28 protein-coding genes are annotated in these 26,120 nt (G+C 44.6%); 8 read left to right on the top strand and 20 right to left on the bottom strand.

Annotation, left to right across the window (positions count from 1 at the left end):
• Nucleotides 1–16: 16 nt before the first annotated feature.
• From rnc to rpoE, 7 genes are all read right to left on the bottom strand, one after another.
• On the bottom strand, nt 17–703 hold the full coding sequence (rnc, locus tag ACYX4W_RS16245; protein WP_476073847.1) for a ribonuclease III: 687 nt from the start codon (nt 701–703) through the stop codon (nt 17–19).
• Nucleotides 703–1,605, bottom strand: coding sequence for a signal peptidase I (lepB, locus tag ACYX4W_RS16250; protein ID WP_179984000.1), 903 nt, complete (start codon nt 1,603–1,605; stop codon nt 703–705). Before lepB ends, rnc begins: the two co-directional genes overlap by 1 nt.
• Nucleotides 1,605–3,401 (bottom strand): translation elongation factor 4, encoded by a 1,797-nt coding sequence (gene lepA / locus ACYX4W_RS16255; RefSeq protein WP_179984001.1) that lies wholly within the window; start codon nt 3,399–3,401, stop codon nt 1,605–1,607. The genes lepB and lepA overlap by 1 nt, the downstream gene beginning before the upstream one ends.
• Nucleotides 3,402–3,692: 291 nt before the next feature.
• Nucleotides 3,693–4,142, bottom strand: coding sequence for a SoxR reducing system RseC family protein (locus ACYX4W_RS16260; protein WP_476073848.1), 450 nt, complete (start codon nt 4,140–4,142; stop codon nt 3,693–3,695).
• A 46-nt stretch (nt 4,143–4,188) separates the two neighbouring features.
• Nucleotides 4,189–5,349, bottom strand: a complete 1,161-nt coding sequence (locus ACYX4W_RS16265) for a MucB/RseB C-terminal domain-containing protein (RefSeq protein ID WP_476073849.1) — start codon at nt 5,347–5,349, stop codon at nt 4,189–4,191.
• Between the two features lie 124 nt (nt 5,350–5,473).
• Nucleotides 5,474–6,055: a sigma-E factor negative regulatory protein gene (locus ACYX4W_RS16270; protein WP_476073850.1), complete on the bottom strand. Its 582-nt coding sequence runs from the start codon at nt 6,053–6,055 to the stop codon at nt 5,474–5,476.
• Nucleotides 6,056–6,154: 99 nt separating this feature from the next.
• Complete coding sequence (rpoE, locus tag ACYX4W_RS16275) at nt 6,155–6,733, bottom strand: RNA polymerase sigma factor RpoE (protein ID WP_012518957.1); 579 nt, start codon at nt 6,731–6,733, stop codon at nt 6,155–6,157.
• 197 nt (nt 6,734–6,930) lie between these two features.
• On the opposite strand from rpoE, the gene nadB reads away from it, so the two are divergent.
• Nucleotides 6,931–8,616 carry an L-aspartate oxidase gene (gene nadB / locus ACYX4W_RS16280; RefSeq protein WP_476073851.1) on the top strand — a complete coding sequence of 562 codons (1,686 nt, stop codon included), beginning with the start codon at nt 6,931–6,933 and terminating at the stop codon, nt 8,614–8,616.
• Nucleotides 8,617–8,844: 228 nt separating this feature from the next.
• On the opposite strand, the gene ACYX4W_RS16285 is transcribed toward nadB, so the two are convergent.
• The 3 genes from ACYX4W_RS16285 to ACYX4W_RS16295 are packed head-to-tail and all read right to left on the bottom strand — an operon-like array spanning nt 8,845 to nt 10,505.
• Nucleotides 8,845–9,723, bottom strand: a complete 879-nt coding sequence (locus tag ACYX4W_RS16285) for a MaoC family dehydratase (protein WP_476073852.1) — start codon at nt 9,721–9,723, stop codon at nt 8,845–8,847.
• 13 nt (nt 9,724–9,736) lie between these two features.
• The gene (locus ACYX4W_RS16290; RefSeq protein ID WP_476073853.1) at nt 9,737–10,204 is read right to left on the bottom strand and encodes a hypothetical protein; all 468 of its coding nucleotides are present in this window, start codon (nt 10,202–10,204) and stop codon (nt 9,737–9,739) included.
• Nucleotides 10,205–10,253: 49 nt separating this feature from the next.
• Nucleotides 10,254–10,505, bottom strand: a complete 252-nt coding sequence (locus tag ACYX4W_RS16295; RefSeq protein WP_014950112.1) for an FAD assembly factor SdhE — start codon at nt 10,503–10,505, stop codon at nt 10,254–10,256.
• A gap of 187 nt (nt 10,506–10,692) precedes the next feature.
• Between ACYX4W_RS16295 and ygfZ the strand changes: the two genes are divergently transcribed.
• Together ygfZ and ACYX4W_RS16305 are read left to right on the top strand one after the other, a co-directional pair.
• Nucleotides 10,693–11,739, top strand: coding sequence for a CAF17-like 4Fe-4S cluster assembly/insertion protein YgfZ (gene ygfZ, locus ACYX4W_RS16300; protein ID WP_476073854.1), 1,047 nt, complete (start codon nt 10,693–10,695; stop codon nt 11,737–11,739).
• Between the two features lie 64 nt (nt 11,740–11,803).
• Nucleotides 11,804–12,313, top strand: a complete 510-nt coding sequence (locus tag ACYX4W_RS16305; RefSeq protein ID WP_476073855.1) for an FKBP-type peptidyl-prolyl cis-trans isomerase — start codon at nt 11,804–11,806, stop codon at nt 12,311–12,313.
• 74 nt (nt 12,314–12,387) lie between these two features.
• On the opposite strand, the gene ACYX4W_RS16310 is transcribed toward ACYX4W_RS16305, so the two are convergent.
• Complete coding sequence (locus tag ACYX4W_RS16310) at nt 12,388–12,726, bottom strand: P-II family nitrogen regulator (RefSeq protein ID WP_012517511.1); 339 nt, start codon at nt 12,724–12,726, stop codon at nt 12,388–12,390.
• A 2-nt stretch (nt 12,727–12,728) separates the two neighbouring features.
• Nucleotides 12,729–13,565 (bottom strand): ammonia-dependent NAD(+) synthetase, encoded by an 837-nt coding sequence (nadE, locus tag ACYX4W_RS16315; RefSeq protein ID WP_476056225.1) that lies wholly within the window; start codon nt 13,563–13,565, stop codon nt 12,729–12,731.
• 467 nt (nt 13,566–14,032) lie between these two features.
• Between nadE and ACYX4W_RS16320 the strand changes: the two genes are divergently transcribed.
• Complete coding sequence (locus ACYX4W_RS16320) at nt 14,033–14,614, top strand: GspH/FimT family pseudopilin (RefSeq protein WP_476073856.1); 582 nt, start codon at nt 14,033–14,035, stop codon at nt 14,612–14,614.
• Between the two features lie 73 nt (nt 14,615–14,687).
• On the opposite strand, the gene ACYX4W_RS16325 is transcribed toward ACYX4W_RS16320, so the two are convergent.
• Entirely contained in the window at nt 14,688–15,080 is a 393-nt protein-coding gene (locus tag ACYX4W_RS16325) for a type II secretion system protein (protein WP_476073857.1), read from the bottom strand.
• 78 nt (nt 15,081–15,158) lie between these two features.
• On the opposite strand from ACYX4W_RS16325, the gene ACYX4W_RS16330 reads away from it, so the two are divergent.
• From ACYX4W_RS16330 to ACYX4W_RS16345, 4 genes are read left to right on the top strand one after another with little or no spacing between them, the layout of a single operon-like run.
• A complete protein-coding gene (locus tag ACYX4W_RS16330) occupies nt 15,159–15,713 on the top strand; it encodes a GspH/FimT family pseudopilin (RefSeq protein WP_476073858.1) in 555 nt (184 codons plus the stop codon).
• Nucleotides 15,707–16,351, top strand: a complete 645-nt coding sequence (locus ACYX4W_RS16335; protein ID WP_476073859.1) for a potassium:proton antiporter — start codon at nt 15,707–15,709, stop codon at nt 16,349–16,351. Before ACYX4W_RS16330 ends, ACYX4W_RS16335 begins: the two co-directional genes overlap by 7 nt.
• Nucleotides 16,341–17,273, top strand: a complete 933-nt coding sequence (locus ACYX4W_RS16340) for a hypothetical protein (RefSeq protein WP_476073860.1) — start codon at nt 16,341–16,343, stop codon at nt 17,271–17,273. Before ACYX4W_RS16335 ends, ACYX4W_RS16340 begins: the two co-directional genes overlap by 11 nt.
• The gene (locus ACYX4W_RS16345) at nt 17,260–17,601 is read left to right on the top strand and encodes a type IV pilus modification PilV family protein (RefSeq protein ID WP_476073861.1); all 342 of its coding nucleotides are present in this window, start codon (nt 17,260–17,262) and stop codon (nt 17,599–17,601) included. The genes ACYX4W_RS16340 and ACYX4W_RS16345 overlap by 14 nt, the downstream gene beginning before the upstream one ends.
• Before the next feature lie 48 nt (nt 17,602–17,649).
• Here the strand turns inward: ACYX4W_RS16345 and ACYX4W_RS16350 are convergent, their stop codons facing one another.
• The 7 genes from ACYX4W_RS16350 to fkpB form a co-directional block, all read right to left on the bottom strand.
• Nucleotides 17,650–18,114 carry a type IV pilin protein gene (locus ACYX4W_RS16350; RefSeq protein WP_476073862.1) on the bottom strand — a complete coding sequence of 155 codons (465 nt, stop codon included), beginning with the start codon at nt 18,112–18,114 and terminating at the stop codon, nt 17,650–17,652.
• A gap of 2 nt (nt 18,115–18,116) precedes the next feature.
• Nucleotides 18,117–22,184 carry a PilC/PilY family type IV pilus protein gene (locus ACYX4W_RS16355; RefSeq protein WP_476073863.1) on the bottom strand — a complete coding sequence of 1,356 codons (4,068 nt, stop codon included), beginning with the start codon at nt 22,182–22,184 and terminating at the stop codon, nt 18,117–18,119.
• Nucleotides 22,185–22,192: 8 nt separating this feature from the next.
• Entirely contained in the window at nt 22,193–22,756 is a 564-nt protein-coding gene (locus tag ACYX4W_RS16360) for a PilX N-terminal domain-containing pilus assembly protein (RefSeq protein WP_474805777.1), read from the bottom strand.
• Entirely contained in the window at nt 22,753–23,610 is an 858-nt protein-coding gene (locus ACYX4W_RS16365) for a PilW family protein (RefSeq protein WP_476073864.1), read from the bottom strand. Before ACYX4W_RS16365 ends, ACYX4W_RS16360 begins: the two co-directional genes overlap by 4 nt.
• Nucleotides 23,607–24,257 carry a type IV pilus modification protein PilV gene (gene pilV / locus ACYX4W_RS16370; RefSeq protein ID WP_476073865.1) on the bottom strand — a complete coding sequence of 217 codons (651 nt, stop codon included), beginning with the start codon at nt 24,255–24,257 and terminating at the stop codon, nt 23,607–23,609. Before pilV ends, ACYX4W_RS16365 begins: the two co-directional genes overlap by 4 nt.
• 435 nt (nt 24,258–24,692) lie before the next feature.
• Entirely contained in the window at nt 24,693–25,637 is a 945-nt protein-coding gene (gene ispH, locus ACYX4W_RS16375) for a 4-hydroxy-3-methylbut-2-enyl diphosphate reductase (protein WP_474855488.1), read from the bottom strand.
• A 2-nt stretch (nt 25,638–25,639) separates the two neighbouring features.
• The gene (fkpB, locus tag ACYX4W_RS16380; protein WP_474805770.1) at nt 25,640–26,107 is read right to left on the bottom strand and encodes an FKBP-type peptidyl-prolyl cis-trans isomerase; all 468 of its coding nucleotides are present in this window, start codon (nt 26,105–26,107) and stop codon (nt 25,640–25,642) included.
• Nucleotides 26,108–26,120 lie beyond the last annotated feature (13 nt).

A 26,120-nucleotide genomic window follows, 5' to 3' on the forward strand; every position in this document is an offset into this window, starting at 1 on the left:
TGGCAAATTTGACTCATCATGCGTTGTCATCAAGCTTCTCCAATGTTAAACGAGCAGCTTCTTGTTCTGCTTTACGACGGCTATTGCCAGACGCCACGACTGGCTTTGGTAGACTTTCTACTTTGCAGCTTACTTCGAAAGTTTGCGCATGGTCTTTACCGGAAATAGACAGCACCTCGTACGTTGGCAGTGGCTGCTTGCGACCTTGCAGGAATTCCTGAAGACGTGTTTTGCTGTCTTTAGGGTGGGCGTTAGGGTCGAGCTTGTTTATGCGAGTCTCCCACAAACGGTCGATAACGCCACGCACTTCGTCCATACCTGAATCGAGATAGATAGCACCTAAGATAGCTTCAACTGCGTCAGCTAAAATCGAGCTTCTGCGATGACCGCCACTTTTAAGCTCACCTGGCCCTAAGTTGAGTAATTCACCCACGCTGGCTTCTTTAGCGAGTTCAGCCAAGGTCTCGCCTTTAACTAATGTGGAGCGCATACGGGTAAGCTTGCCTTCAGGTACTGTTGGAAAACGCTTAAACAGTGTTTCCCCCACAATCATGCCTAAAATAGCGTCGCCCAGAAACTCTAAGCGCTCATTGTGCTGTTTGGCTGCACTGCGGTGAGTGAGCGCTTGTTCCAATAACGCCTCATTGGTAAATGTGTAGCCTATCGCCTTGTAAAGACGACGATATTTATCAATTCCCTGCATTAATGAATGCCACCTGCACGCTCAAATCGAATACCTGTTGGAACCCACGTAGGAAGAAAGTCTGAAGGGCTGCGCTCGAACTCAAAAGAAATCCAAATTGCTACGGCTTTTCCAACCAAGTTTGCATCCGGGACAAAACCCCAGAAACGACTATCGCGGCTATTATCGCGATTATCGCCCAATACGAAATACTGACCTTCTGGCACTATCCACTCGTTACTTCGGGTTCCCGGCTGGGTGTAGAAGTTAACTGGTGAAATTTCGCGAACGGGGTGGCGTAGAATATCATGCTCTACTGTGCCAAGATCTTCGGTGTAGCGCATAAGTTGCGCCATGTCTTGCACAAACTCACCGCGCTCTTGGAACGTTAATGGCACTGCTTTTAACTTTGGACAATTGCTACCAGATTCACACTTAGGTTTGATGTAAACCTGCTTATTTTGATAAACCACGGTATCGCCCGGTAAACCAATTACGCGCTTTATGTAGTCTATTGACGGTTCTTCAGGGTATTTGAAAACCACCACATCACCGCGTTCAGGCACACCCGTTTCAATTAACTTACTTCTGAAAACAGGGTCTTTTACGCCGTACGCAAACTTCTCAACTAAAATGAAGTCACCCACCAATAACGTAGGCATCATTGAACCTGATGGAATTTGGAAAGGCTCATATAAAAAGGAGCGCAATACCAAAACGAAAGCTATAACAGGGAATATCTGTTGTGAGGTGTCGACCAAGTACGGCAGCTGAGGGTCTTCTCCATAGCCCGCACCCTCTGCAGTCGCTGCAGCCTGTAAACGCGCTTTTCGTTTTGGCGCAAACACCAGGCTATCCACTAGCCAGACTAGTCCTGTTATTAAGGTGAGTGCCACCAAAATTAAGGAGAAATAATTTGCCATTATTTGCCCACCTTAAGTACTGCAAGGAACGCATCTTGTGGCAATTCAACATTACCCACTTGCTTCATTCGCTTTTTACCTTCTTTTTGCTTTTGAAGTAGCTTCTTCTTACGGCTTACGTCACCACCGTAACATTTCGCGATTACGTTTTTGCGCAGCTGCTTCACCGTACTTCTTGCAACAATATGGTTACCGATAGCCGCCTGAATAGCGATATCGAACATTTGGCGTGGGATAAGCTCGCGAAGCTTCTCTACCAATTCACGACCACGTCCCTGAGAGTTTTCTCTGTGAGTGATGACTGCAAGTGCATCCACACGCTCGCCATTAATCAGAATATCTACGCGTACCATATCTGAGCTTTGGAAACGCTTGAAGTTGTAATCAAGCGACGCAAAGCCACGGCTGGTAGATTTCAAACGGTCAAAGAAATCAAGCACTACTTCTGCCATTGGCAGCTCGTACGTTACCGCCACTTGTTTACCGTGGTATGTCATGTTGGTTTGCATACCGCGCTTTTCAACACAAAGCGTAATAACGTTACCTAGGTATTCTTGAGGTACAAGAATGTTGGCTTCAACCATAGGCTCACGAATTTCAGCAATATCGTTTACTGGCGGCAGTTTAGCCGGGCTATCTACGGTAAGCGTCTCGCCCTTGGTTGTTTCAACTTCGTAAATTACTGTAGGTGCTGTAGTGATAAGACCAAGATCATATTCGCGCTCTAAACGCTCTTGGATAATTTCCATGTGCAGCATGCCAAGGAAACCAATTCTAAAACCGAAGCCAAGCGCTGCTGAGCTTTCTGGCTCATAGAATAGTGAAGCGTCGTTCAGACTTAGTTTAGCAAGGGCATCGCGGAAGTCTTCGTAGTCATCTGAGCTTATCGGGAAAATCCCCGCATAAACCTGTGGTTTAACCTTCTTAAAGCCCGGCAGCATAGCTTCAGCTGGCTCGCGAGCCAAAGTAATAGTATCACCCACTGGTGCACCTTGAATGTCTTTAATACCAGCAATGATAAAACCTACTTCACCGGCTCTTAACGTACCCGTATCTAGTGGTTTAGGTGTAAATACACCAATCTTATCCACCTGGTGAGTTTGTCCGTTAGACATTATCTGGATTTTGTCTTTCTTGCTAAGCTGCCCTTCCACGATTCTTACCAATGAAACAACACCTTGGTAATTGTCAAACCACGAATCGATAATCAATGCTTTAAGTGGCGCTTCACGATCGCCTTCTGGTGGAGGGATCTTATTTACGATAACTTCAAGCACATCCTCAATACCAATACCTGTTTTCGCTGAGCAGCGAACAGCGTCAAGTGCATCAATACCGACAATGTCTTCAATTTCTTCTGCAACACGGTCTGGTTCAGCCTGCGGCAAGTCGATTTTATTTAGCACTGGCACCACTTCCATATCCATCTCAATAGCAGTGTAGCAGTTTGCTAGCGTCTGTGCTTCAACGCCCTGACCGGCATCAACGACAAGTAGTGCACCTTCACAGGCAGCCAATGAACGAGACACCTCGTAAGTGAAGTCAACATGTCCTGGCGTATCAATGAAGTTTAGCTGATAGGTTTCACCGTCGCGCGCTTCATAGTTCAGTGTCACGCTTTGCGCTTTAATGGTAATACCGCGCTCTTTTTCCAAGTCCATTGAGTCGAGAACCTGCTCGGCCATTTCGCGATCGGTTAGCCCTCCACAGTGCTGAATTAGACGGTCTGACAGCGTAGACTTACCGTGGTCAATGTGGGCGATAATACTGAAGTTACGAATGTGCGATTGTTGCATAATGCTGGAAATTACCTGCAGAAAAATTCATTAAACAAAATATGCTGCTTGCCTTGGGTTCAGGCTTATACGCAGCGCGAGCGGATTTTACCCATTTCTGGCACGAAAAGCGAATTGGCATGGCGGAAATTTTAATACCCAAGCACGCAAAGCGTATAAAAGGGGCAACTTGGCGTGGCTTTACCCGCCTGCCTTGAAATTTGAAGCATGTAAAGCACTGCTAATTTGGGGCTCTACAGCGAATATGAGCAAATAAAAAGAGCTAAACCTACTTATGAGCAGGTGCTTCCCTCAGTTTAGGCCTTGCTGGCCTAATAAAACGGGTTGATATTTCGTGCGCTCAACTCGCTGTAACTTGTAAGCAATGAGCTTGTAAGTCAGGAAAGTCGCCAAAGCGCTTGGACCCAGTGCCCATAATTCATGGCTAAAACTTGTGGAGCTAAGCAGTGATATAAAAACTGAATACGCGCCAATAAAAACAATAAGCGGTAACAAATATAAGAAAGCCGACGCACTTAAAATACCCGCTTCGGGTATGCCCACAGTCACCTGCTGACCGACCCGTACTGGCATAGGCGTACGTAGCGTTAATTGCTGAGTCTTAGGTGCAATAGCACGAGAAATGACACCGGTACCACAATCACTTTGTGCCTGGCATGCATTACAGGTGGACTTAATTGCCGCTTCAACTGTTACCGTATCTCCATCAACGGCAACCACAGTGGCGGTTTCTTTAATCATATTTGCTCTTTATTACCGTGTTAAAGCATTGCTAAACCCTAGCTATCTATTGCCCTGCATTGGCAACAGGTCGTAAAGACGTAGCAATAGCATTAGCAGTCTGTAGTGGAATTTCCCCTACTACCGTCACTTGGGCTTTCCCGTCGGTCAGCGTTAAAAAGGTGCTGACTTCGTTTCGTAACGCAAGGGTTTCGCCGAGCGCATCTTCGGCTGGCTGAACATAAACAGATACGTCCACTAGGCCATCCGAAAAGAGTTTATATTCTACGACCTGCCCTGTTAATGCTAAACGTCTTGTATCTTGCTTTATTTCTCGCATGCCCGAAGGCAAATATGTGACATCCCATTTGTGTGCTCGGCTTGGGGTATTACTCAAAGCCATAGGCGCTGGTAATGATGCTGAGTTTATTCGCGAGAAATATTCCGCAGGTTCAGGCGATATGGCAAAGGCGGTAACTTGAATTTGCTCTAATAACGCCCCTTGCAAATCAAGCATATTAAGCTTCAGCAACATACCAGAGGACTCATCGAGCCATAGTTGATAGCCAAACCGTGTATTATCTCGGCTGACAATACGAATTTGCTGTGCTGAACGCCCTGCCACCCGCGCTCTTCCAACAGCGACAAACTCATAGGCTGAACTGAGTTGTTCTGGATGGTAGAGCAATGCACTAGGTATTGGACCATTTATATGCTTTGACCGTAGGCTGTAAGGTTGAACGTCGGGTTCAAATACGCTCACTACGTCATTAACGCGAATAAGCTCGCGACCAGGCCCATTTTGAAGGTTTAATTGCTCTAGTTCAGAACCATCCTCCATTATCCCATGACGCCACAGGTAAGGAACCGTTTCCTTTCCTGAGACAGTCTGCACAAAAGACACTTGGAAATTGGCGTTGGTAATAATGTTTTGTAGTTCGGCCAGCCACTGATTCGCTGACTGAAGCTGTGGCGTGGGGGAAGCATCCTCGTTGCGACTTTGTTCAGTTTGCCTTTGAAGTCCTTCTCCTTGCTTAACACCCTCCCCTTGGGAAACGTTTGTGCCGGTATCGGAACTGTCTTCTGATTTAGCATCGCTAACACTATGTGCTTGAGCTCTTGCACCAGAAGAACTCGCCACTTCGCTAGGTGCCGTTGCATGAGAAAACGTGGGATTGATAGCCCCGCCCGAAATGAAAAAAAGTGCAAGGATAGAACTACAGCGCATTATTCCCGCCTTAAAACAAACATACCAGCAGTATATGCTGGTATGATTAAAATATGAAATGCATCTTCATCGCACTTAAGAGCGAAGGCACATTTCACCTCATTTTGACTAGCTCAACGAAAATCTATGGTCGCTCTGGTCCACTTGTTTCGTTTTCATTCTCTTCTTCCTGCGCTTGCTTGAGTTTTATTTGCTGCTCATGGTCAGCAATTAGCGCATTTATTTTGCGCTTTTTCTCAAGCATTTCGTTCATATCATTGCGCGGTAAGGTTCGGGTTTGCTCCAAACTCACTGGAGACAATCCGCCTTGGGGTGCAATCGTTGGCGCTGTCATAAATGGCTCGGTTGGCGCTTTCTGGTTGGTATATTGAACACCAAAAATAACTGCCACCGCCACAGACGCAGCCACTGCAAACTGACCTGACTGCTTCGCAAAAGGAACGACACTGCCAATTAGTGGAATTGACTGCCAACGCGAGCGTTTAGGTGCGACGATCGCCGGTTCATTTTCAAGCGCAGCTGCTACGCTGGCTGTGATGTCCAACTGAGGGGCTACGCTTGCCTCTTTTCGCATTGCACCGCGATACACGTGGTAACGTTGCCATTTGGCTTGAAGCGCTTCATCTTGCTTGATAGCGTCGATGATTTCATTGCCTTCTATCTCACCATCCATGAATGCGGACAATTTTTCTTGCTGTTGCGTCATATATTCATTTCCAGATCAAAGTGATCGTTAACTACCCTAACACAGCTGTTAGTCATCGTGGAAAAAAGAAAGTTCATCTTTTTTTGATTTTATTTCTTTTTAATTTTCTAACAACGGTTGAATAACTTTATCAATCGCCTCGCGAGCCCTAAAAATACGGGATCTTACCGTACCAACAGGACACGACATTACATTTGCGATTTCTTCGTAGCTCAACCCTTCAATTTCGCGCAACGTAATCGCCATGCGCAAATCGTCCGGCAGCTTCTCAACTACCTTAAACAGGGTTTCTTCAATTTCCTCAGATAACAGGCTTCGCTCGGGTGTAGATTGCTCTTTTAATGCATCACTACCTTCGTAAAAATCTGCTTCGTCAGCATCGACATCGCTTGCAGGCGGCTTGCGACCTTGAGATACAAGATAGTTCTTGGCACTATTAACCGCAATGCGATAAAGCCAAGTATAAAAGGCACTGTCGCCACGAAAATTAGGTAAGGCACGGTATGCTTTAATGAACGCCTCTTGCGTTACATCAGCAACGTCACCGGTATTTTTTACATAGCGAGAAACGAGATGCATCACTTTATGCTGGTAACGAGTTACCAATAAGTTAAATGCATTTTTATCGCCACGCTGTACTTTTTCGACCAGTTGTTGGTCGGTTATCTGCTCGCTCATTCGAGCCATTACTCCCTACTTCAACTACACAATAGCTCTAACAAGCATGTGTATAGACGCGCTCTTTTTACAAAAGTTCTGTAAAAGCATTAAATTTTTTAAAAAATGCTTAGGTCAGCAGGCAAGAATGATTGTGTTTTGCTACTCATCCTTTAGACTTGCCGAACCTTTGCTCGTTTGAATTGATATAAAAATACATGAAATCTGTATCGTCTTCACTAACTTCCACTTCAAATGCAATAGAACACCGTTGTGACGTATTGATTATTGGGAGTGGCGCGGCTGGATTAAGCTTGGCGCTAAAGCTTGCCGACCATTGTCAGGTTATTGTACTTAGTAAAAGTGATCGCAATGAAGGCTCCACCCGCTATGCACAAGGTGGTATTGCAGCCGTATTCGATGAACAAGACTCCATAGACGCTCACGTAACGGATACGTTAGCAGCAGGCGCTGGGCTTTGTGAAGAGCCCGCCGTTAGGTTTACTGCGGAGCGCGCAAAGGCATCTCTTGAATGGCTTATCGGCTATGGCGTACCCTTTGATACAGAAAAAAGCGAGTCCGGCGAGGAACGCTTTCACCTTACCCGAGAAGGTGGGCACAGTCATCGCCGAATTCTTCATGCCGCTGACGCCACAGGTGAAGCACTTCAAATTACATTGAATGACGCAGTGTCGACACATCCGAATATCCATGTATTCGAGCGCTACAATGCTATTGACCTTATTCCTTCAAAAGAGGAGAAAAACAGTGTTGTAGGTGCCTACGTTTGGAATAGACAACAAGAACACGTGGAAGTGATACGCGCGCCTTTCGTAGCCTTGGCCACCGGTGGTGGCAGCAAAGTTTATCAATATACCTCTAATCCTGATGTATCAAGTGGTGACGGCATTGCCATGGCATGGCGCGCAGGCTGCCGGGTAGCTAACATGGAATTTAACCAATTCCACCCTACCTGCTTATTCCACCCGCAGGCTCGTAATTTCTTAATTACTGAAGCGCTGCGCGGGGAAGGCGCAAACCTCTGCCATGCTGATGGCACCCGCTTTATGCACAAATTTGACGAGCGAGGCGACTTGGCGCCTCGTGATGTAGTCGCCCGGGCTATTGACTATGAAATGAAACGTTTAGGCGCTGACTGTATGTATTTAGATATTAGTCACAAGCCTGCTGATTTTATCGTTAAGCACTTCCCTAATATTTATCGCAAGTGCCGCTCTCTTGGTATCGATATTACCCGTGAGCCGATTCCAGTAGTACCTGCTGCGCATTATAGCTGTGGCGGGGTAATGACCGACTTCAATGCTAAAACCGATTTAAATAATGTGTACGCAATTGGTGAAGTTGCCTATACAGGTCTACACGGCGCTAATCGTATGGCGTCTAACTCTTTGCTTGAATGTGTGGTGTTCGCAAGCGCCGCTGCAGAAGATATAATTAAAAACCTTAACAAGGCAGACTGTGAAGAGGCAATTGCGCCGTGGGATGAAAGCCAGGTATCAAACTCAGATGAAGAAGTTATCATTCAGCATAACTGGCACGAACTTAGACTATTTATGTGGGACTACGTAGGTATTGTGCGCACTGATAAGCGCCTTGAACGAGCCATGCGCCGTATTAAGCTGTTAGAGCAAGAAATTACTGAGTATTACTCACATTTCAGAGTAAGTAATAACCTGCTAGAGCTTCGAAACTTGGTAACTGTTGCCGAGCTAATCGTGCGATGTGCAATGGCGCGAAAGGAAAGCAGAGGCCTACATTTCAATTTGGACCACCCTGAACAATTAGACAACCCAGTTCCCACGATTCTTACTCCAAGAAAGCAATTGTCGGGTTCTGACGTAGGTTTATTAATTACCCAAGATAGCTTTTCTGGCGCCGACTAACACATAGCGATACACGCTTGCTAATGTAGGGTTAATTTAGGGCTTATGTTTAAATTAAAAACGCCTGCCAAAGCGAACGGATGCTTTAAGAATACAGCACTTGCAAACAAACAGTGCTATGTAAAAACGGCCAAAAAAAGAGAGCATATTTGTATGCTCTCTCATTCACTCTTTCAGATGTCTTTTCTTAACCCTGGATTTGATATTCAGTTCAGGGCTATCACCCTTTTAGAGTTTTTCTTGATTAAACGCCACGCTCGCTGATAAATGTACAAGGCTATCGTCACTATCGGTTACGTCTAACAGCGCACTAGTATCCGTTTTACAGTGTTGTTGAATATGAATGTCATTAGGCAAGAAAACCGGCTTTTTAAAGCGACAATTTACTTCTTTCACGGTTATGGATTGACTGTCCTCTTGGTGACTTACAAACGCTGACACCGCACGAGATAAGGTCCACATCCCGTGAGCTATGGGCTGTTTGAACCCAAAGGCTTTGGCAGATATGGCAGACAAGTGAATAGGGTTATAGTCTCCCGAAAGCTTAGCGTAGCGTCGTCCGGTATTTGCCGATGCATTAATTTCAGCAATTAGCGCTCTATCTTCAAGGTTACATTCGTCACTTAGGTCGGTTTTTGGGCCAAGTGGTGCAACATGAACGGCTTTAACTTTCACCAAATAGCTACTTATCGCCCGATAGACCAGATTCCCCGACTGAAGTGCTTCTAGCATAACGTCCACTTCCCAACCGCGGCTATGGGGTCTCACGTCGTGAAAGCGCACTCGACATTCAAATGGCTCGCTTAAATCACAATGCTCTAGCACAAACACTTTGTTCGCAGCGTGAATCAAACCAAGTAAAGGAAATGGGCTTTGTTTGTCTAGCAAGCATTGCATCTGTAACGGTAACGAAAGCATCTGCAAATAAAGAGGATGAGCATGCTCATTCGCCGGCCAATCGACTTCTTGACAAAAAGAAGCATAGTGCACGTTATCGACATTGAGCGTTTTTGTGTATATGCGCTGCGGCAACGTAGGCGGCTTAAACTGCATAAGTTGCCTAGCGTCAACGCGTTTGAATAACGCTTTAGTATACTCACGAAACATCTGTTAAATTCCTTTAAGGCGTCGCTTTTCTTGCGAAAATAATGGCTCTTGCCAACCTGCGGTAGTCTGCCTCACAGCACTCACCTTTTAAGACCCACGTCAAATGGTTATGACCTTTTTCAAACCAATGCCGTCTATGACGCAACACGTTAATGCACATTCCCCAAGTAAATAACTGGGAAGACTGATGAATCCTCATCGATGTGCCATCGGATAAAGCATCGGCTAACACACTGGGCATGGTCGTGCTTCTTGGTTCCAAAGGGAGAGTACTATCGTCAATAGCGCGAATAATACCATCGCTGGTCAAAGAGAGTGCATATTGAGTAGTAGAAATATTGTTACTAAACGCATCATAAAGACGCCAGACTATCATTAACGTAGCCACGACAGCTATGCACACTAATTCTGCGGTGAAGCTTAGCCAAGACCATAGGTATTGAGGAAGACTGCATAGTGCCGCCATAAGGCAAACGGCCACGCATAATTCCCCAAATACTTTTCTAAATCTATTATGCTTTATGCTAACTCTATACTTTGACACGATTAACAATAGTTGCCACCATGGCGGCTAATTCAGGGTCTTCGCACTTTTGATGCCCCATTATCCAAGCAAACAAATCAGGGTCATCACTGGTAAGTAAACGTTCAAATGTTTCTTGGTCTTCGTAACTTAGTGAGTCAAAGGCTTCTTCCACGAAAGGAAGCAATAGTACATCTAACTCTAGCATGCCTCTGCGGCACGCCCACTTTAATCGGGCTAGTCTTTTTGGTTCAAACATATGTCTTTTATACCGTTTTTTATTCACTACCAATAATACCATGCACTGCGGCCGGGGATCACTGCTCTTTTGGTCTGATAGGCAAACTAAATAGAACTTAATCTGTACACATTAGTGCGTATTACCCTTGAATATTGCTGGTTTTACCATACCTTGAGTACATACAGCGAACTTTACAGTGGTGAATATGACATCTATCGCAGCATTACAAAATCTTCCTCAAGAGTTTATGGTCGAGCTTTCAAACACCATGATAATTTCTTTGGAAGGAGAACAGGCTGACAGCTACCTTCAAGGTCAAATCACAGTCAATATCAATAAACTTGATGAAAATACGGCACGGCATTTTGCGCATTGTGACAACAAAGGCAAGACGTGGTCTACGGGGTACGTGACCCGACACTTAAGCAAGTTATTGATGCTGACAAATGATGATGCGGGCAGCCATTCGTTAGCCCAGCTCAATAAGTATGGCGTGTTTTCTAAGGTCGATATCGTTGACGACTCGCAGGCTTACAGCACTTACTTCATTTCACTCGATGCTGCAAAGTCTGATGAGGTAAACGCCCTATTAGGACAACTGTTTTCAAGCGATGAAGTCGCACAACTTGTTGAGGGCGATACCGCAGATAAAGTTATGCTGCCGAAAATAGAAAGCGAGCATGGCGTGGCATTTGTCGCCAACACTACTCGCAAAGGCATTGTTGTTCTTTTAGATGAAACCGGCACAAAGCAATTAAACACGTTAATTGAAACAAAAACTGTAGCTTGTTATTCCCACGTTGTGTTTGACGCCATTCAGATTGAAAGCGTACATGCCTTAGTACAGGGTGAAGCGGTGGCGGAATATGTACCACAAATGATTAATGTACAGGCGCTTAACGGTATCGACTTTGATAAAGGCTGTTACATGGGACAAGAAGTGGTTGCGCGAACACGATTTTTGGGCAAGAACAAACGTGCCGCCTACAGCTTCAAACTTGAAGAACAAGTAGATATCAAACCTGGCGATAGCCTTGAAAAGCAATTAGGTGAAAATTGGCGTATAGCGGGTAAAGTATTGAATGTTGCGTCGCTCGATAACGAAACCTGGTTTATTGCCGTGTTAAATAACGACACTACCACCGAAGATTTACACAGACTGGCTGATAACCACGCCATTACCTGTTACCCTAATAGCTTGCCGTACAGTATTGAGCAACAAGCAAGCAATATTGTGAAAAAACGTCGATAAGCAGTTTACTGCTGCATTAAATTTATTGCCCTTTTTTTATCATAGGGCCAAGATAGGATTTGTTATGACAATTACTTCTGACAGCGTTGTAACGCTACACTACACCGTATCTACCGAAGACGGCACAACGCTAGACTCTTCAGAAGGTAAATCGCCGCTAGTTGTACTTTTAGGTCGTCGCTTCTTAATTGAAGGACTAGAAGATGCACTTATTGGTAAATCAAAAGATGACAGCTTCAACGTTTCTGTAAACCCTGAGAAGGCTTACGGTGAACGTTCTGATGAACTAGTTCAAACCGTACCTCGCTCAATGTTCGATGGTATGGACGTTGAAGTTGGTATGTCTTTCCGCGCCACTACCCCGCAGGGTGAGCAATCTGTGATCATTATCGAAACAACTGACGAAGAAGTTGTTGTTGACGGTAACCACCCGCTAGCAGGCATTCCGTTGACGTTCGATGTAACGGTTGTGGACGTGCGTGAAGCGACGAAAGAAGAGCTTGAGCACGGTCATGTGCATCAGGAAGAGAGCAGTCTGTTGCGACCCGAAAACAGGCGAATGTTCAGAAGATAAGCACTAAATTGTGTTCAACGTATCAAAAAGGGAGCCGCTGGCTCCCTTTTTCATTTTTGAATAGTACGGTTTATTTATATAGCGTCTTCGTTTTGTTCGCCGGTACGAATACGCACAGCGCTTTCAACGCTGTAAACGAAAATTTTGCCGTCACCGATTTTGCCCGTTTTAGCAGATGACTGAATGGCTTCTACCGCTTGTTCAACGCGGTCATCATCTAGTACAAGCTCAATTTTGATTTTAGGTAGGAAGTCAACTTGGTATTCAGCACCACGATAAAGCTCGGTATGACCTTTTTGGCGGCCAAATCCCTTCACTTCAGATACTGTCATCCCTGCGATACCGACTTCAGCTAGCGCTTCCCTAACATCGTCCATTTTGAACGGTTTAATGATAGCTTCAATTTTTTTCATGACTACAACTCATCGTAAATTGTTGGAATTGGTACACGTTTGTGTTGCGTACGCTCATAAATATAGAGCAATTTCTCTTCCACTTCTGCAGAAACAGGCTTGCCTTCCAAAAAGTCATCGATTTGGTCGTAAGACATGCCTAGCGCTTGCTCGTCAGCTTTTTGTGGCGACAGGCTTTCTAAATCAGCGGTTGGGGCTTTGGTGATTACATTGTGCGGTGCACCTAAATGGGCTGCCACTGCACGCACTTGGCGCTTGCTTAGACCAAATAAAGGCGCTAAATCGCACGCTCCGTCACCGTATTTAGTATAAAACCCTGTAATATTTTCAGCCGAATGGTCTGTACCTAGAACAAGTCCATCAACCATTCCCGCAATTTCATACTGAATAACCATACGGGTACGCGCTTTGACATTGCCTTTCACGAAGTCCTGCTTCGCTTCGCTTTCAGGAAGAAGGTTGGCATTAGCAAGCGCTTGTGAAGTAGAGGCGTGAATTGCGTCTGCGCCTGGTTTAACGTTCACCGCTAGCGAATGGGAGGGCTGAATAAAATCAATAGATTTTTGTGCATCTTCTTCGTCAGCTTGAGTGTCATAAGGCAAGCGAACCGCAATGAACTGATAGTTTTCATGATGTTCATCATTTAGCTCGTTCACTGCTAACTGTGCTAAGCGACCCAAAGTACATGAATCAATTCCCCCACTAATACCTAATACCAGCGAATTCAAACCTGAGGTAAGCAACTGCTTTTTGATAAAAGATACTCGACGTGCAACTTCATATTCGACGTCAATTTCAGGCAGCACTTTCATTTCATCAATAACTGCTTGTTTTTGCATTGTAATATCCACGTATTTTTGAGGCGTCCTGGAGCTCGATTCTACGACAATATCACTTCAGATGTTAGTGGTATCCTCGCATCTATTTGATTTACCGTGCGCTTACTGTACAAAAGAAAGCGCATCGGATGTTTATTTTATTGTTTTTGAGCGTAGGCATCGGTTGTGCGAAATAGTTAACCGTAAGGCGTATGGTCAACTATGCGATATCACGGTAAAACATACCTTTGTCACTGTATTTTAGTTTACCCTAAAAAATAGGCGAGTAATGCATATTTATCGCGTAGTATCATTACATCGAAGATAGAATAAAAGAATAAAAGAATAAATTGTAGGTGAATAAGGTTTTTGCTCAAGGCAAGCCCCAGAAGCTCAGACAACCTAAAAGCAATAGCTTTACCTGCGGTTTGTATGGCGTAACTCATTAATGAAGATTTAAAAAAGTTCGGGAAAATAGCAGTCTCAAAATGATAAGAACAAGATTAAAAAAATACCCAAAAGCCTTTGTTAATCAAAAAGGTCTTACACTGCTGGAGATGTTGGTCGCCGTTGCTGTGCTGGCGATTATTCTTACTACTGTCGCGCCCAGTATTCAAAGCGTTCTTATCAAAAATAGAATCACTTCAGATATAAATAATTTAAGTGCCGTAGTGCAGCGGGCTAGGTTCACCGCGGTAGACGAGCAAGCTAGTGTGGTTTTGTGTCCAACAGAAAATTACACTGCCTGCACCAGCAGCTGGAAAAAAGCAAAAATGGTATTTGTTGATGCCAACGGCAACGGTAGTCGCGACAATACCGAGGCGCTTATTGTCGCAAGCGATCCGCTTAACTCGGCAAATACTATCTACGGAGTAACAGGAAGCTTAACTTTTGATGAGCAAGGTGCAATCGATACGGCATCAACAATTACCTTGTGCCCAAAGGATAACGATACCGACTATGCCTCTGCCTTGTTACTTTCGCTATACGGACGAATTTCAGTAGCTGTAGACAGTGACGGCGATGGTAAAAAAGAAGACTTAGATGGCGATGCGCTATCTTGTAGTTAATAGCCGCAGTTAATTCCTGCACTTACCAACCGAAGTTAGTATACGCAGCTGATAAACTGGGCTGATTACTCTGCTACCAGCATTCTATTGGGGCCAACGAGGTTTCACTAATTTTTATAATCCTACAACTGTCATTTTGCTTTTTAAATAATAGCGTGGCTGCCACCTCATATTCACCACTTTGACTCATCGTTTGTGTAATGTTGACTTTGTCGATATTGGCTTGAGGCAGTGAGGTTATCGGTAGGTAGACACCTGACTCTAACCAATTTCTCGACTGTATTGACTGTATTGATAACAAGTACGCTTTAACTTGATTTACTTGGCTTAATTGCCAACTTGATATTATCGCTGTTGTAGTTGCTACACTTAATACACTAACTATAGCCAGCACAGCTAATACCTCAACCAGCGTAAATCCTGTCTTAGAAATTCGATTGTTTAACCCAATGCCATTCCCTTCCATGGTACAGCTTTCTCTCGTTAAGTTTTTCAGTACATTAAGCCTATCAATTTAGCACTGTCACTATTACTGGACTTACGCATGGCTTTTCCTGAACGAAGAAATGAAAAAAGAGAAAACAATAGGTACAAGCGCGCTTCAGGCATGTCGCTTATTGAATTACTTATCGTGATAGGTATTACAAGTATATTGTCGGTTAGCGCAGTTCCGTCATTTCAAACGTGGCTAGAACGAAACGATTTTAAACATTTCGCGTCGCAATTAGCCAACTCAGCAAAGCAAGCACGTATTTATGCACTTACTCAAAAAAAGCCCTTTTACCTAATCACAAAATTTGAAAATGCGAATTGCGTAATAATCAGTGACGATGAAAACTGCACCTGTTCAACATACCAGAACTGTGCGCTAAATGACGCCGCGTTTTGGGAGCTTCCAGCAAAATGGAATTCAAAGCTAACCACGTTAAACGCAAAAGACAAAACTGTAGCTTTCAATCAACAGGGTACACTCAATTTCGGCAGCGCCACCACATTTAAGCTGTCCAGCGATCAATTTTCCGCCAAAGTCACTGTTAGCCCGCTGGGACGCGTGAAGTTATGTAGCGAACAGCACATTACAGGCGTCACAGCATGCTAGCCCTCGCAAAGCCATTGAACGGCTTCAGCGTAGATAAAATTGGCGGCTATAGTATTACAGAGCTGATGGTGGCCTGCACGTTAACAGGCATACTGATAGCAGCTATAACGACCTACAGCGTGCAGTCTCACGTTAGTTTATCATCGATTCAACACGCAACCGCAATAGAAGAAGACGCCCGTGCACTGCAGGATACTATTTCACGGCATTTAAGCAGGGCTGGATTTATTGAAAATAGCAGCACGCTTACGCCATTTTTAACTCTTGCAAGCCCCCCTCAAATAGTGACCAACGTGACCCTTGGTCACCAAACTGGTGAAACAGCAAATAGCTGCATCACGTTTTCTTATGACAAAAATCGTAACGGCATTATAGCTACAGCGCAGGACGAAATGTTTGGATATCGACTACACGATAAGGCAATTGAATACAGGGTTGGAGGAAAAACCTGTACGCAAGGGGGGTGGTTTGACTTGACCGACCCAAATACTGTCGAAGTGACACAATTTTCCGTAAGCGTATTACACAAAGGTAGCTGGGGCGCGGCTTATGAAATCAATTTAAGTATACAGAGTTTGGTAAACCCAAACGTAGTAACAAACAAAACGTTCGTGGTGGAGGCGGTTAATGAAAGATAAAGAGATAGTAAAATGGAAGCCCATCACCGCATACACACAAAACGTTAAGTGTAACTCTTACTTTTTAAAAGCGAAGCAACAAGGTATGGCGGTCCTCGCGATTGTCGCCATTCTCCTAAGTGTAGTGACTTTTACTACCATATTTACTTCGCAAAACGTTCAGCAGTACTATGCCATACAGAAAATCAGACAAGAAACTGTGAGCTCTCACTCGCAATTGAAAAAACACCTCAAAGAAGTAGCGACAGCCCTTCGAACAAAAAGTGTTTTAACGGCGTTAAACACGACAAAACAGCCTTTTCTATCAACCACAGTACACGAAGAAAGCCTTACGGGTATTGGACAGCAGCCGCTCACTCACTATGAAATTAGCGTTTCTCACAGTGCAGAAAATATTAAATATAAAGCAAATTTTCTTCGTTACCCTGCCCTTCTTAGGCTGCCCACCGCAGCTCAGCTGTTTTCATGGGATAGCCAGCTAACCAATTGGTTGTTTAATCGCAATTTAGCCGAACTAAGTGCGGCATATTTTCCAAACAGTGTGACAGCTTCCCATTGTTACAACTTGGTGGAAGCCAGCATCTATTGGATAAATGGTGACTGCGTTTTATCCCATAGCGACCTAACACATACATCGAGTTCGGCCCCTGTCTTGTTAATTGTGATGGATGGCGATCTTACTATAAGTGCGAATACTCATTTCTTTGGGCTGATCATGATGCTCTCTAAAACCCCTTCTACTCATGAACTACACCTTGCACATTCGAGTTCAATTAAAGGCGCATTCGTATCTAATACTCAGTTGCAAACGCAGATCAATGGCGCCTTAATGCCTTCAGCGCAGGTGCTTAGTACTTTGCAGGCGGGCTCTCAAATGGCGAAAATAATCCCTATTCCAGGAACTTGGTATGACAACAATTAAAAAGCCCCAACAAAAAGATTTCAGAAGCGTATTGTCAGTAAAGCGTCAAATCGCGCGTGATGATAATAGTGATAGCTCAAACGTTAGTGTTGTGAATAAAGGAGGAGTGCTAATAGAGGTGCTCATAGCGCTTTTGATTTTTATGACCTCTAGTGCTTTTCTACTTTCAAGCGAAATTAAAACACGAGTGCTTTGGCAGGCAACGTTAAAGTCACAAGACGAACAAACACAACAGTTAAATGCCGCGAGATTGGCCTATACGCAGGATAACCTTGATCAACGCTGGGAGGATATAGCCGTTTTTGGTATTCCGACAATCACACCTTAGCGCGTTATAATTCGCCAAGGTGCAATAATAAGCTGCATCAATTAAGCTTTAACAAGACCAGCAATATTCACCGGTTTCAAGAGAGCCATTATTGTTTTTGTCCCACCCTTTTCTACCATCACTGAAGTAGTAAAGGGTACCATCTGACCCTTGGCCAGTGCCCGATACAGGAGTAGCTCTCAATTCATAATCAGTGACACCGGCAGATTGAATAGTTAGATTATAACGGCGATTAGCCGCGGGCTCTGATGAAGGTGAGTGTGTTGCAAAAATAGAAGGGGCTCCTGTATCGCCTCCGCTTGCGCCTGCACCTTTGTAGCTAAAAGAACCGCTATGATGACGCTCCATCGCGGATGCTAAGCCTAATAAATCAGCCTGACCTGTACCGCGGTATCCATCAGCAATAACCCCCTGATAGGACGGATAGGCAATGGCCGCGATTATGCCAACGATAGCCACCACAATCATCAATTCGATAAGTGAAAACCCTTTTAACTGTTTTTTGAACTTCATGGTTATTCCCTTTCTGTTTCTGAGTGCCAGCTTCCGCGCTGAATACGTTCGAATCGCCCGTAAATGTTTTCAGCTAAGCACTCAAAAGCACTGTTACAAGCTTCGTCATTACCATCCTCATCGACCTCAATCACCGCAGAAACACACTCAGTACCTAAACATACAACCGGGCTGACAATATCTTCAATAAGTATTTTGGTTTCAGGTGCAATACCCGTTTGCTTTAACTCAGCAACGCGATCATCACCATTCACATCACCGTCGTTATTCACATCTGTGACAGCATTGCCATTAAACATACTAACAAGGTACGCACGACTGTTTCCGGTAGGCGGTGCGCAAGCGCTGGTGCTGCTTACGGCCGGAACATAGGTGGTAAAGAATACTTTGTAGTCAATAATAAGCGGAGAAGACAGCACTTTCTCTCCATTCGTCGTTAAGTTCAAATACCAGCCATCTTTATTGGCGAACTCTGCTGTCGCCAGCGCACGTTCGTTTTCATCACTGCTATTTAGCGCGTGACTGGTAGCGTTGTACATTTTATTTTCGGTCACTGTAGTCATGTACGTGTATTTGCCGTTTTCATCACGTTTGAACACACCGCTATCTTTAAGCATGTAGAAGTTGTCTTCCACTACGGTATCAAGTGGAGATGCACGCCACCCGCTACCCAGCGCTACGGCATAGTATAATTCATCACCTAAAGCGATTTCTGTTACATCCGGCCCATAGTAAAAACGGCGATTGGTTTCTTCGGTATCGCCACCGAAATCTGCAATACGTGCACCTTTTATAAAATTAGAGCCAGTCTCTCCATTATAGATGTCCAGACGAAATAGTTGGCCCCCTGTATCAGCAACATACATGTGGTCGGCTTCACCATCATTATCCCTATCGATAACGGAAATGCGCCCCGGAATACTGTAAGTCATATTACTTAGATCAAGATCAGAATCTTCATTACTGGCGTGCCAAAGCAAGCTTCCAGTATCAGCATCAAACATGTAAACGGCATTACCAACTACATCGTTAGCTCTTATCGAACGATCATCTTGAGCGTCGTCATAACCGCCCCCAACAATCATCACGTTTTTAACTTCACCACCCATATTTACTTTCGTAATGGTTGGCCTTGACCACGTTTGGCCCAACTTAGTTAAATCACCTTCACCGCCAGTGAGTTGATACTTAAGCTTAGGCGAGTTTTTCGCTGTCACATCAAAAACATAATAGTTACGGCCACCTCTACGCATGCCAACATAAAGATACATTTTGTTATCCACGGTTCGCAGAACCATATCGCCATCTAGCCCATACTCGTGGTTCAACGAAGGGGTATCTTTGTAGAAGTGATGTAGATTTTGTAACAGCTCTTTCGGCATGATGGCAAAGTTTTCTTCGCCAGTTTCTGTATCAAATGAATGAAGCATCCCTTGGTTAGTCGCGACAAAAATGGCTGAATCATTAGTACCGTAATTCACAATAATAGGCTGTGAATGAATGGGGTCACCCATTTGGGTTCTGTAATCACTCGTACTGCCATTACCATTGCTGTCTTTTACATCAACACCTCGTGCCCATTTTAGAATAGCCTCTCTTAGGTCTTCAGCGTCGGTCTCATTTTGGATAGCGAGATCTTCAGTCGTAATAGAAGAGTTATCTTCATGAAGTGCATTGTCCTCATCCACAATAGAACCCGTTCCGTCAAACACATAAATGTTGCGGTTTGACCCCATACGACTTGCGGCGCCACCTTCGCTCACCTCACTGCCGTCAGCGAGTGTTGACCAATAGCTATGAGAATTCTCAGCGAAGAACCCGGTTTCGCTATCTACGGCACTATGGCTGTTCTTATCGAGAATTTCGTCGCCACTCAATCTGTAGCGCTTCAAGTTACCAGGCCAAATTGCGCCTTCACTAGGCTTAAACAGTGCGAAATAAAGCTCATCTCTATGCGTAAGACGGTTTAACTGGTTAACCGCAACACCGGGGGAAACAAACGTAGCATTCACATCTTTTACAGAGCGTAATATAGTATTGAATGCTTCGAGTAAATCAGTGCTGTTGTCCGCTTGATAGAAACCACCACCACTTTGCAGCGCAAGTTGGTTGAGGAAGTTATTAGCAGTATTGTTCGCTGCAAACCCAATGGTATGGGTAATGACTCTAGGCCCAATTACAGAGGTAGAGGCATCGCTGATGTTTTTAACCAAGTCAAGGCCACACTTTTCGCCGCCACTACCGGTGCAGCTTTGACCTAATAGGGTCTGAATTTTAGAAACACTATGGTTGTTATTCGCTTCACCGTCAGAAAGCAATACTATATGGTTGTTGGTTTGACACTGTAAGTCGGACACTGGCGAAATGTAGGTTGCAGGAGTAGGAATTTGCTCTGTAATACAATCGCTGTCAGATAGATTATCTTCTGTACACCCATAAGGTAGTATAGAGTCTTCACCAATATAAGAGCTACGATGGCTTACCCTAGTGCTTTTTCTAACGGAGTTGCTAACACCATTCTCACCACGTTTACGGCCATAATCTACACTTCGGCCGCCATAGTAGTTTGTCGCTTCTAAGAGCGTATCTACAATGGGTGTAAAACCATTGGCGCTCAATTCATCTATTTTACTGACTAAGTGTTCACGTACAGATGCTGTAGCGCCAGGCGTGGCTGCACCGTTAAATTTAACTATAAGCTTTGGCGCTTTAGACGGTGAGTTATAGGTGTGCGCTCCACGGTACGACACAAAATCGTCCATCACAAACGCCATATCATTGCCTGATTCCCACCCTGAACGGTCGACGATTTGCTTAACAATACTGCTTATATCAGGTGTTCTGTAACTATAGTTATTATAGAAGTCTGGCATCGACCAAGTAATACCTGAGGTTTTTGGCAGATTTCGCAAGCGATAGCGTTGGTTTGGATGAAAGTCTGACGCATCATCGTCGGCGACACCGCGTATACGCATACTAGGGTTGCCATAAGTTACAGTACTGTAGGCGGTAAACTCAAGGTACGCCTCTGCTATTTCAGCACCTTGTGGAATATTTACGTTTCTAAACCTTACCCCTATGTAGTCGTTATACGAAGGATGAAATGTGAGTTCGCTCCCTGTGTTCGGGTAGCCATTTGTCGCTTCTTCAGAGTTATCTTTCGAGTTGCCAACCTGATAAATACCCTCACCTTGCACACATCCCGTCGCCGTAGAGTCATCGTATGACACGACTAATTGCGGGGCTCCGCTTTGCCCTACATCACTTGCTCTTACTTCTCGACCGCTAGCGTTATCCGAACTTGAGCCTTCGATCAGGATATTTAAGTCTTTTCCGCCACACCAAGCAGACAAGTCCACAACTTCTTGTATTACTGCACTAATATCTGGTGTGGTAATAACCTCGCCTGAGGCGGGAAAGCTATTATTAGTCAACCATTCGACATTAGCGGCTGTCTTGGTTCGGTCGCTAAGATTGTTGCTGCTTGAAGAAAACTCGGTACTGGATGCAGATGCTTCTGCTGAAATGACAAGTGATGTGCCTGCAATATTAAACCTTTCAGAGGTAAGGCGAATGTTAGCACTAACAATGGTGGCCCCTTGCGGTATGTTTAAATCGGTAAAGCGCAGACCAGAAGTTACCGTTTGAGTGCCACTACTTAATATCAAGTCGTTGCTATCTGTCGTCACACTACCATTGATTTCATGGGCATCATGGTTATCGTCGTTAGTTGAAACAATAATTTCAGGACGCACAGCATCGTCAATATTACGTATCGGATAAAGAATTGGCCCGCCATAATCAGAAAAGCGCATGAGTCCAGCATTAATATTTGTGGCAGAGCGTAGCGCGTCTTTAAGCGCGTTTTGTACACGGAGCATCCTGGTCTGACTGGTGTTATCGTAAGACCCCATACTCCCCGATGAGTCCATAATAAAGAGTACATTTGGATTATAGGTAACCGCACTGCTCGCGTTCCCTAAATAAATATCAAGGTCATCGCCGAAGGCAGAAAATCCAATACAGCTAAACAACGTAATCGAAGCAAGGTAATTTGTTATTTTTTTCATCATAATACCTATTGTGAAGCCGGGCCAAAAACGGATGCAGCTAAGCTGTTAGCTACCACTGTGGACTTACCCGCAACTTTTCCGCAGCCTCTAATAATAAATACGTGGCAGTTAACATTACTTCCACCAATTACATTGCTTGACCCTCTGCAAGCTTGTTCACGAATAAACGCTGTACGCGACCAGCTTTTTGAAGACGCCTCGCTTTGATAAGTACCATCTGTAATATGCCTATCACCAATGGTTAAACCACCTTCAGTCATGTATCTATCAGTCCATTGGTTTTCATCAAAACAGCTCATTGTATCTGCATCAGGGTCAAAAATAGTGCCTTGCCTTGCCTCTGAAAGTGGATCCGTTTTTGCTGTGTCAGTAAGCAAGGACTCATCTTCGGATTCGAAAAAAACACCGGCAATTGCGGCTTCAGCCGCGTCGAACGCTAATCCACTTTGCTGCATAGACACGGCCATTTTTGATTGAGACAAGCTGCTCGTTACAGCGCTTACGCCTAAAACTGTGATAGACAGCAAAACAAGTAGCGCAAATACCATGACTAAGCCTTGCTGTTTCATTTCGAACTCCTGACAAAATTCTTCATATTTCTTAGGGCTAAGGTCTTCGAAAAGACTTGATAATAGTGATCGGTCGTCATTGTTTTTGATGCTTCATTCAAAAGCGCATATTTTTGTGCCTGGGTTTGCCGCACTTCATTTTGGTAGCTTTTAAGCATAATGGCCCATCGTAATGACACCACTTGTTGGTTCAGCGCCCTTAAATTATCGATCTCATCGGCAGTGACGTAAGTAACAGCCTGACCATTAGAACTTGTGATCACGTCTGACACGCCAAACTGCACTTGAAAACTTTCTACGTTATCTAGCAATGTGACCGTAATAGGGTCAACCGATTGCGATTTAATGCCAAGTAAAACGCGTCCATCGTAACCGGTACATTTTAGTGTGCTGCCACTTACGAAATAATGATTAACAACGTGAAATTCGCGCCCGGCATAGCCATGTGAATTACCGGTACAATCTTCGTGATTTAAAAGACTTACAACGAGTTTATCGCTGCCACCGCTGTCGGTCTGTACACTACCCAATGTGGTTTTAGTAGAAAAGTCACCGGGTAAGGCAACAGGGTGATTTTCGACATAAGCAGCTTCAGCAACAATATCAACAGACGTATCGACATCGGCGACAATTTGGTCGTAACGACCTACTTCGTAAAACTCCGCCGACAAGCGGGACATAATAAAGCGCCCAGACTCTTGAACTTGGGCTACCGCTTGATTAACTTTATTGGTAACACTTGAACTGACCAAAACCTGAATAACCGCACCAGAAATAATCAGGCCCAGCGTCAAAGTAATCATTAACTCTACCAGTGAAAAGCCGTGTTGTGCTCGTTGACGATAGCTCTTCATAGCGTCACATCCTTAAACACACATCCATTGCTGTCACCTTCGGCTTCGTTGCAGCGCGAATTTAAATTATATTGCTGGTTGCCAGAGGATGAGACGGGCCACATGAGCAAAATTTCTACACGGGACCCAGGGCTACAACTGTAAGTGTCAGCGTTATTATTATCAGCACAAGATACCGACACTGTGGTTTGCGGATTGGTTTGCACCGCTGAACAAGATAATGCCCAGCCGTCATATTTGGCCATTTGAGTTTCGGTGCAAGATTGCCCTTCACAATTGGGAATAGCTGCAGGTCTCGTTAAACAGCAGCTGTAGTAAGGCTGAGAACCATTAGCACAACTTAAACCTGAAAAATTATAGGTTGTATCTGCGAAATAGTCGTTATTTGCTACCATGCCGTCGCCCACGGTTGCAGGGCGAGCTGCGGCGCGTAATCGCTCTGCTACTTGTGCGGCTACCATTTCCGCTTGCGTCCTGCTTATGGCGTCTTTATTAGCAAAAGAGCCGGTAAACTGCAGCGCAGCAACACCGAGTAACCCTACCGCTAGAATAAATAGAGTAATCAAGATTTCTATAAGACCTACACCGCATTGGGTGCAGATTGTGCTTCCTTTCACTGGGTTTCTCGCCACCTTTTTAACTCTCATCACTTTTGCCAAAATTGAAACGTAAGAATGGGTGTTATCACCAATTTAGTATAGTAAGACAAAAGCGCTTTACACTGGGTATCATTGGTTATCAAAACGTATAATTTTTAGCTATCTAAAAGGTTACAAACTAGCGATTAGCGTTGCGCTAATTTCTTCGGAACCGGCGCACGAACACTTTCACAGTAGCGTATATAAAGACCCCGCCTTCACAAGCAGAGGGAACACTACAGTAGTTTTAAGGCTTCACTTCCGCCAAAACTACTGCTGACCTTTTACCATAAACAAGTAGCTAAATTCTTTTAGTCGCTAAACCTCGTTTTGATTTAAGGTATTATTATCTATCCGCAAGTCGTTGAATTTCCAGTAGACAAAAGCATAAAAAAACACCGCAACAAAGTGCGGTGTTTTTTGTGCTTTGATAATGTAGCAAGTTTAAACGACTTGCTTGACTCGCAATTCTTTAGGAACAGCAAATTCCACATTCTCTTCGCGCCCAGCACGCTCAGAAGCTGAAACCGCGCCCCACGCTTTGAGCTTGTTTACCACACCCTGCACTAAGACTTCAGGGGCAGATGCGCCAGCGGTAACGCCAATGTGCTCTACGCCTTCTAGCCACTCTTCCTGGATGCAATTAGCGTCGGCAATCAAATAAGCTTTAGCACCAATTTTTTCAGCCAGTTCACGAAGACGGTTCGAGTTTGAGCTATTCTGTGCCCCAACAACCAACAGAACCTGACAGTCTTGTGATAAGTCGCGCACAGCGTCTTGGCGATTCTGTGTTGCATAGCAAATATCGTCTTTTCTCGGACCGTTTATTTTGGGGTACTTAGCGCGAAGGGCGTCGATTACATCGGCGGTGTCATCAACAGATAACGTAGTTTGGCTGCAATAATAAAGGTTGGTCGGATCTTTAACTTCAAGCGTTGCCACATCAGCTTCAGATTCAACTAAATAAATACCGCCCTCTTCATTGCTGTACTGACCCATGGTGCCCTCCACTTCAGGGTGACCAGCGTGACCAATCAAGATGCATTCAGTGCCCGTTTTGCTAGCACGAGTAACTTCCATATGCACCTTTGTAACCAGCGGGCAGGTTGCGTCGAAAACCTTAAGACCACGATTATCTGCTTCTTTTCTTACCGCTTGCGACACACCGTGCGCCGAAAAAATTACGATACTGTCGTCTGGCACTTCATGCAGCTCATCCACAAACAGCGCACCGCGCTCGCGCAGCCCGTCTACAACGAACTTGTTGTGTACCACTTCGTGGCGCACATAAATTGGCGGTTCGAACATTTCTAGCGCACGCTCAACTATGGTAATAGCTCTGTCTACGCCCGCACAGAAGCCGCGAGGGTTAGCTAAATGAATTTGCATAACTAATTTCCACCTTGTGCTGAAGCGCCAGGTTTAACATCGATGATTTCTACATCAAAAATAACCGTCTGACCCGCTAACGGATGATTGAAGTCTACCGTTACTGAATCGCCAGCAGCGCTTCGAATAATACCCGGAATTTCCGAACCATCTGGCTGCGAAAATGCTAGAATCATGCCTTCTTCTACTTGTAAGTCAGCACCAAAGCGACTTCTATCCATATAGTGAATATTGTTAGGATCTGACTGGCCAAATGCATCTTCGGGGCCTAATGTGAATGACTTTTTGTCGCCCTTTGCTAGCCCAAGTAGACACGCTTCAAAATTTGGTGTTAGGCTTCCGTCACCCATAACCATTTTTGCAGGTTTGTTGTTTACACGAGTGCTGTCTGCAGCAGAACCGTCTTCAAGTTTTAAATCGAAGTGAAGAATAACTTCGCTATCTGCGCCAATTACTAAAGAATCTGTCATAACCTTTCCGAAT

Source organism: Alteromonas sp. ABH4_454 (genome assembly GCF_056311775.1).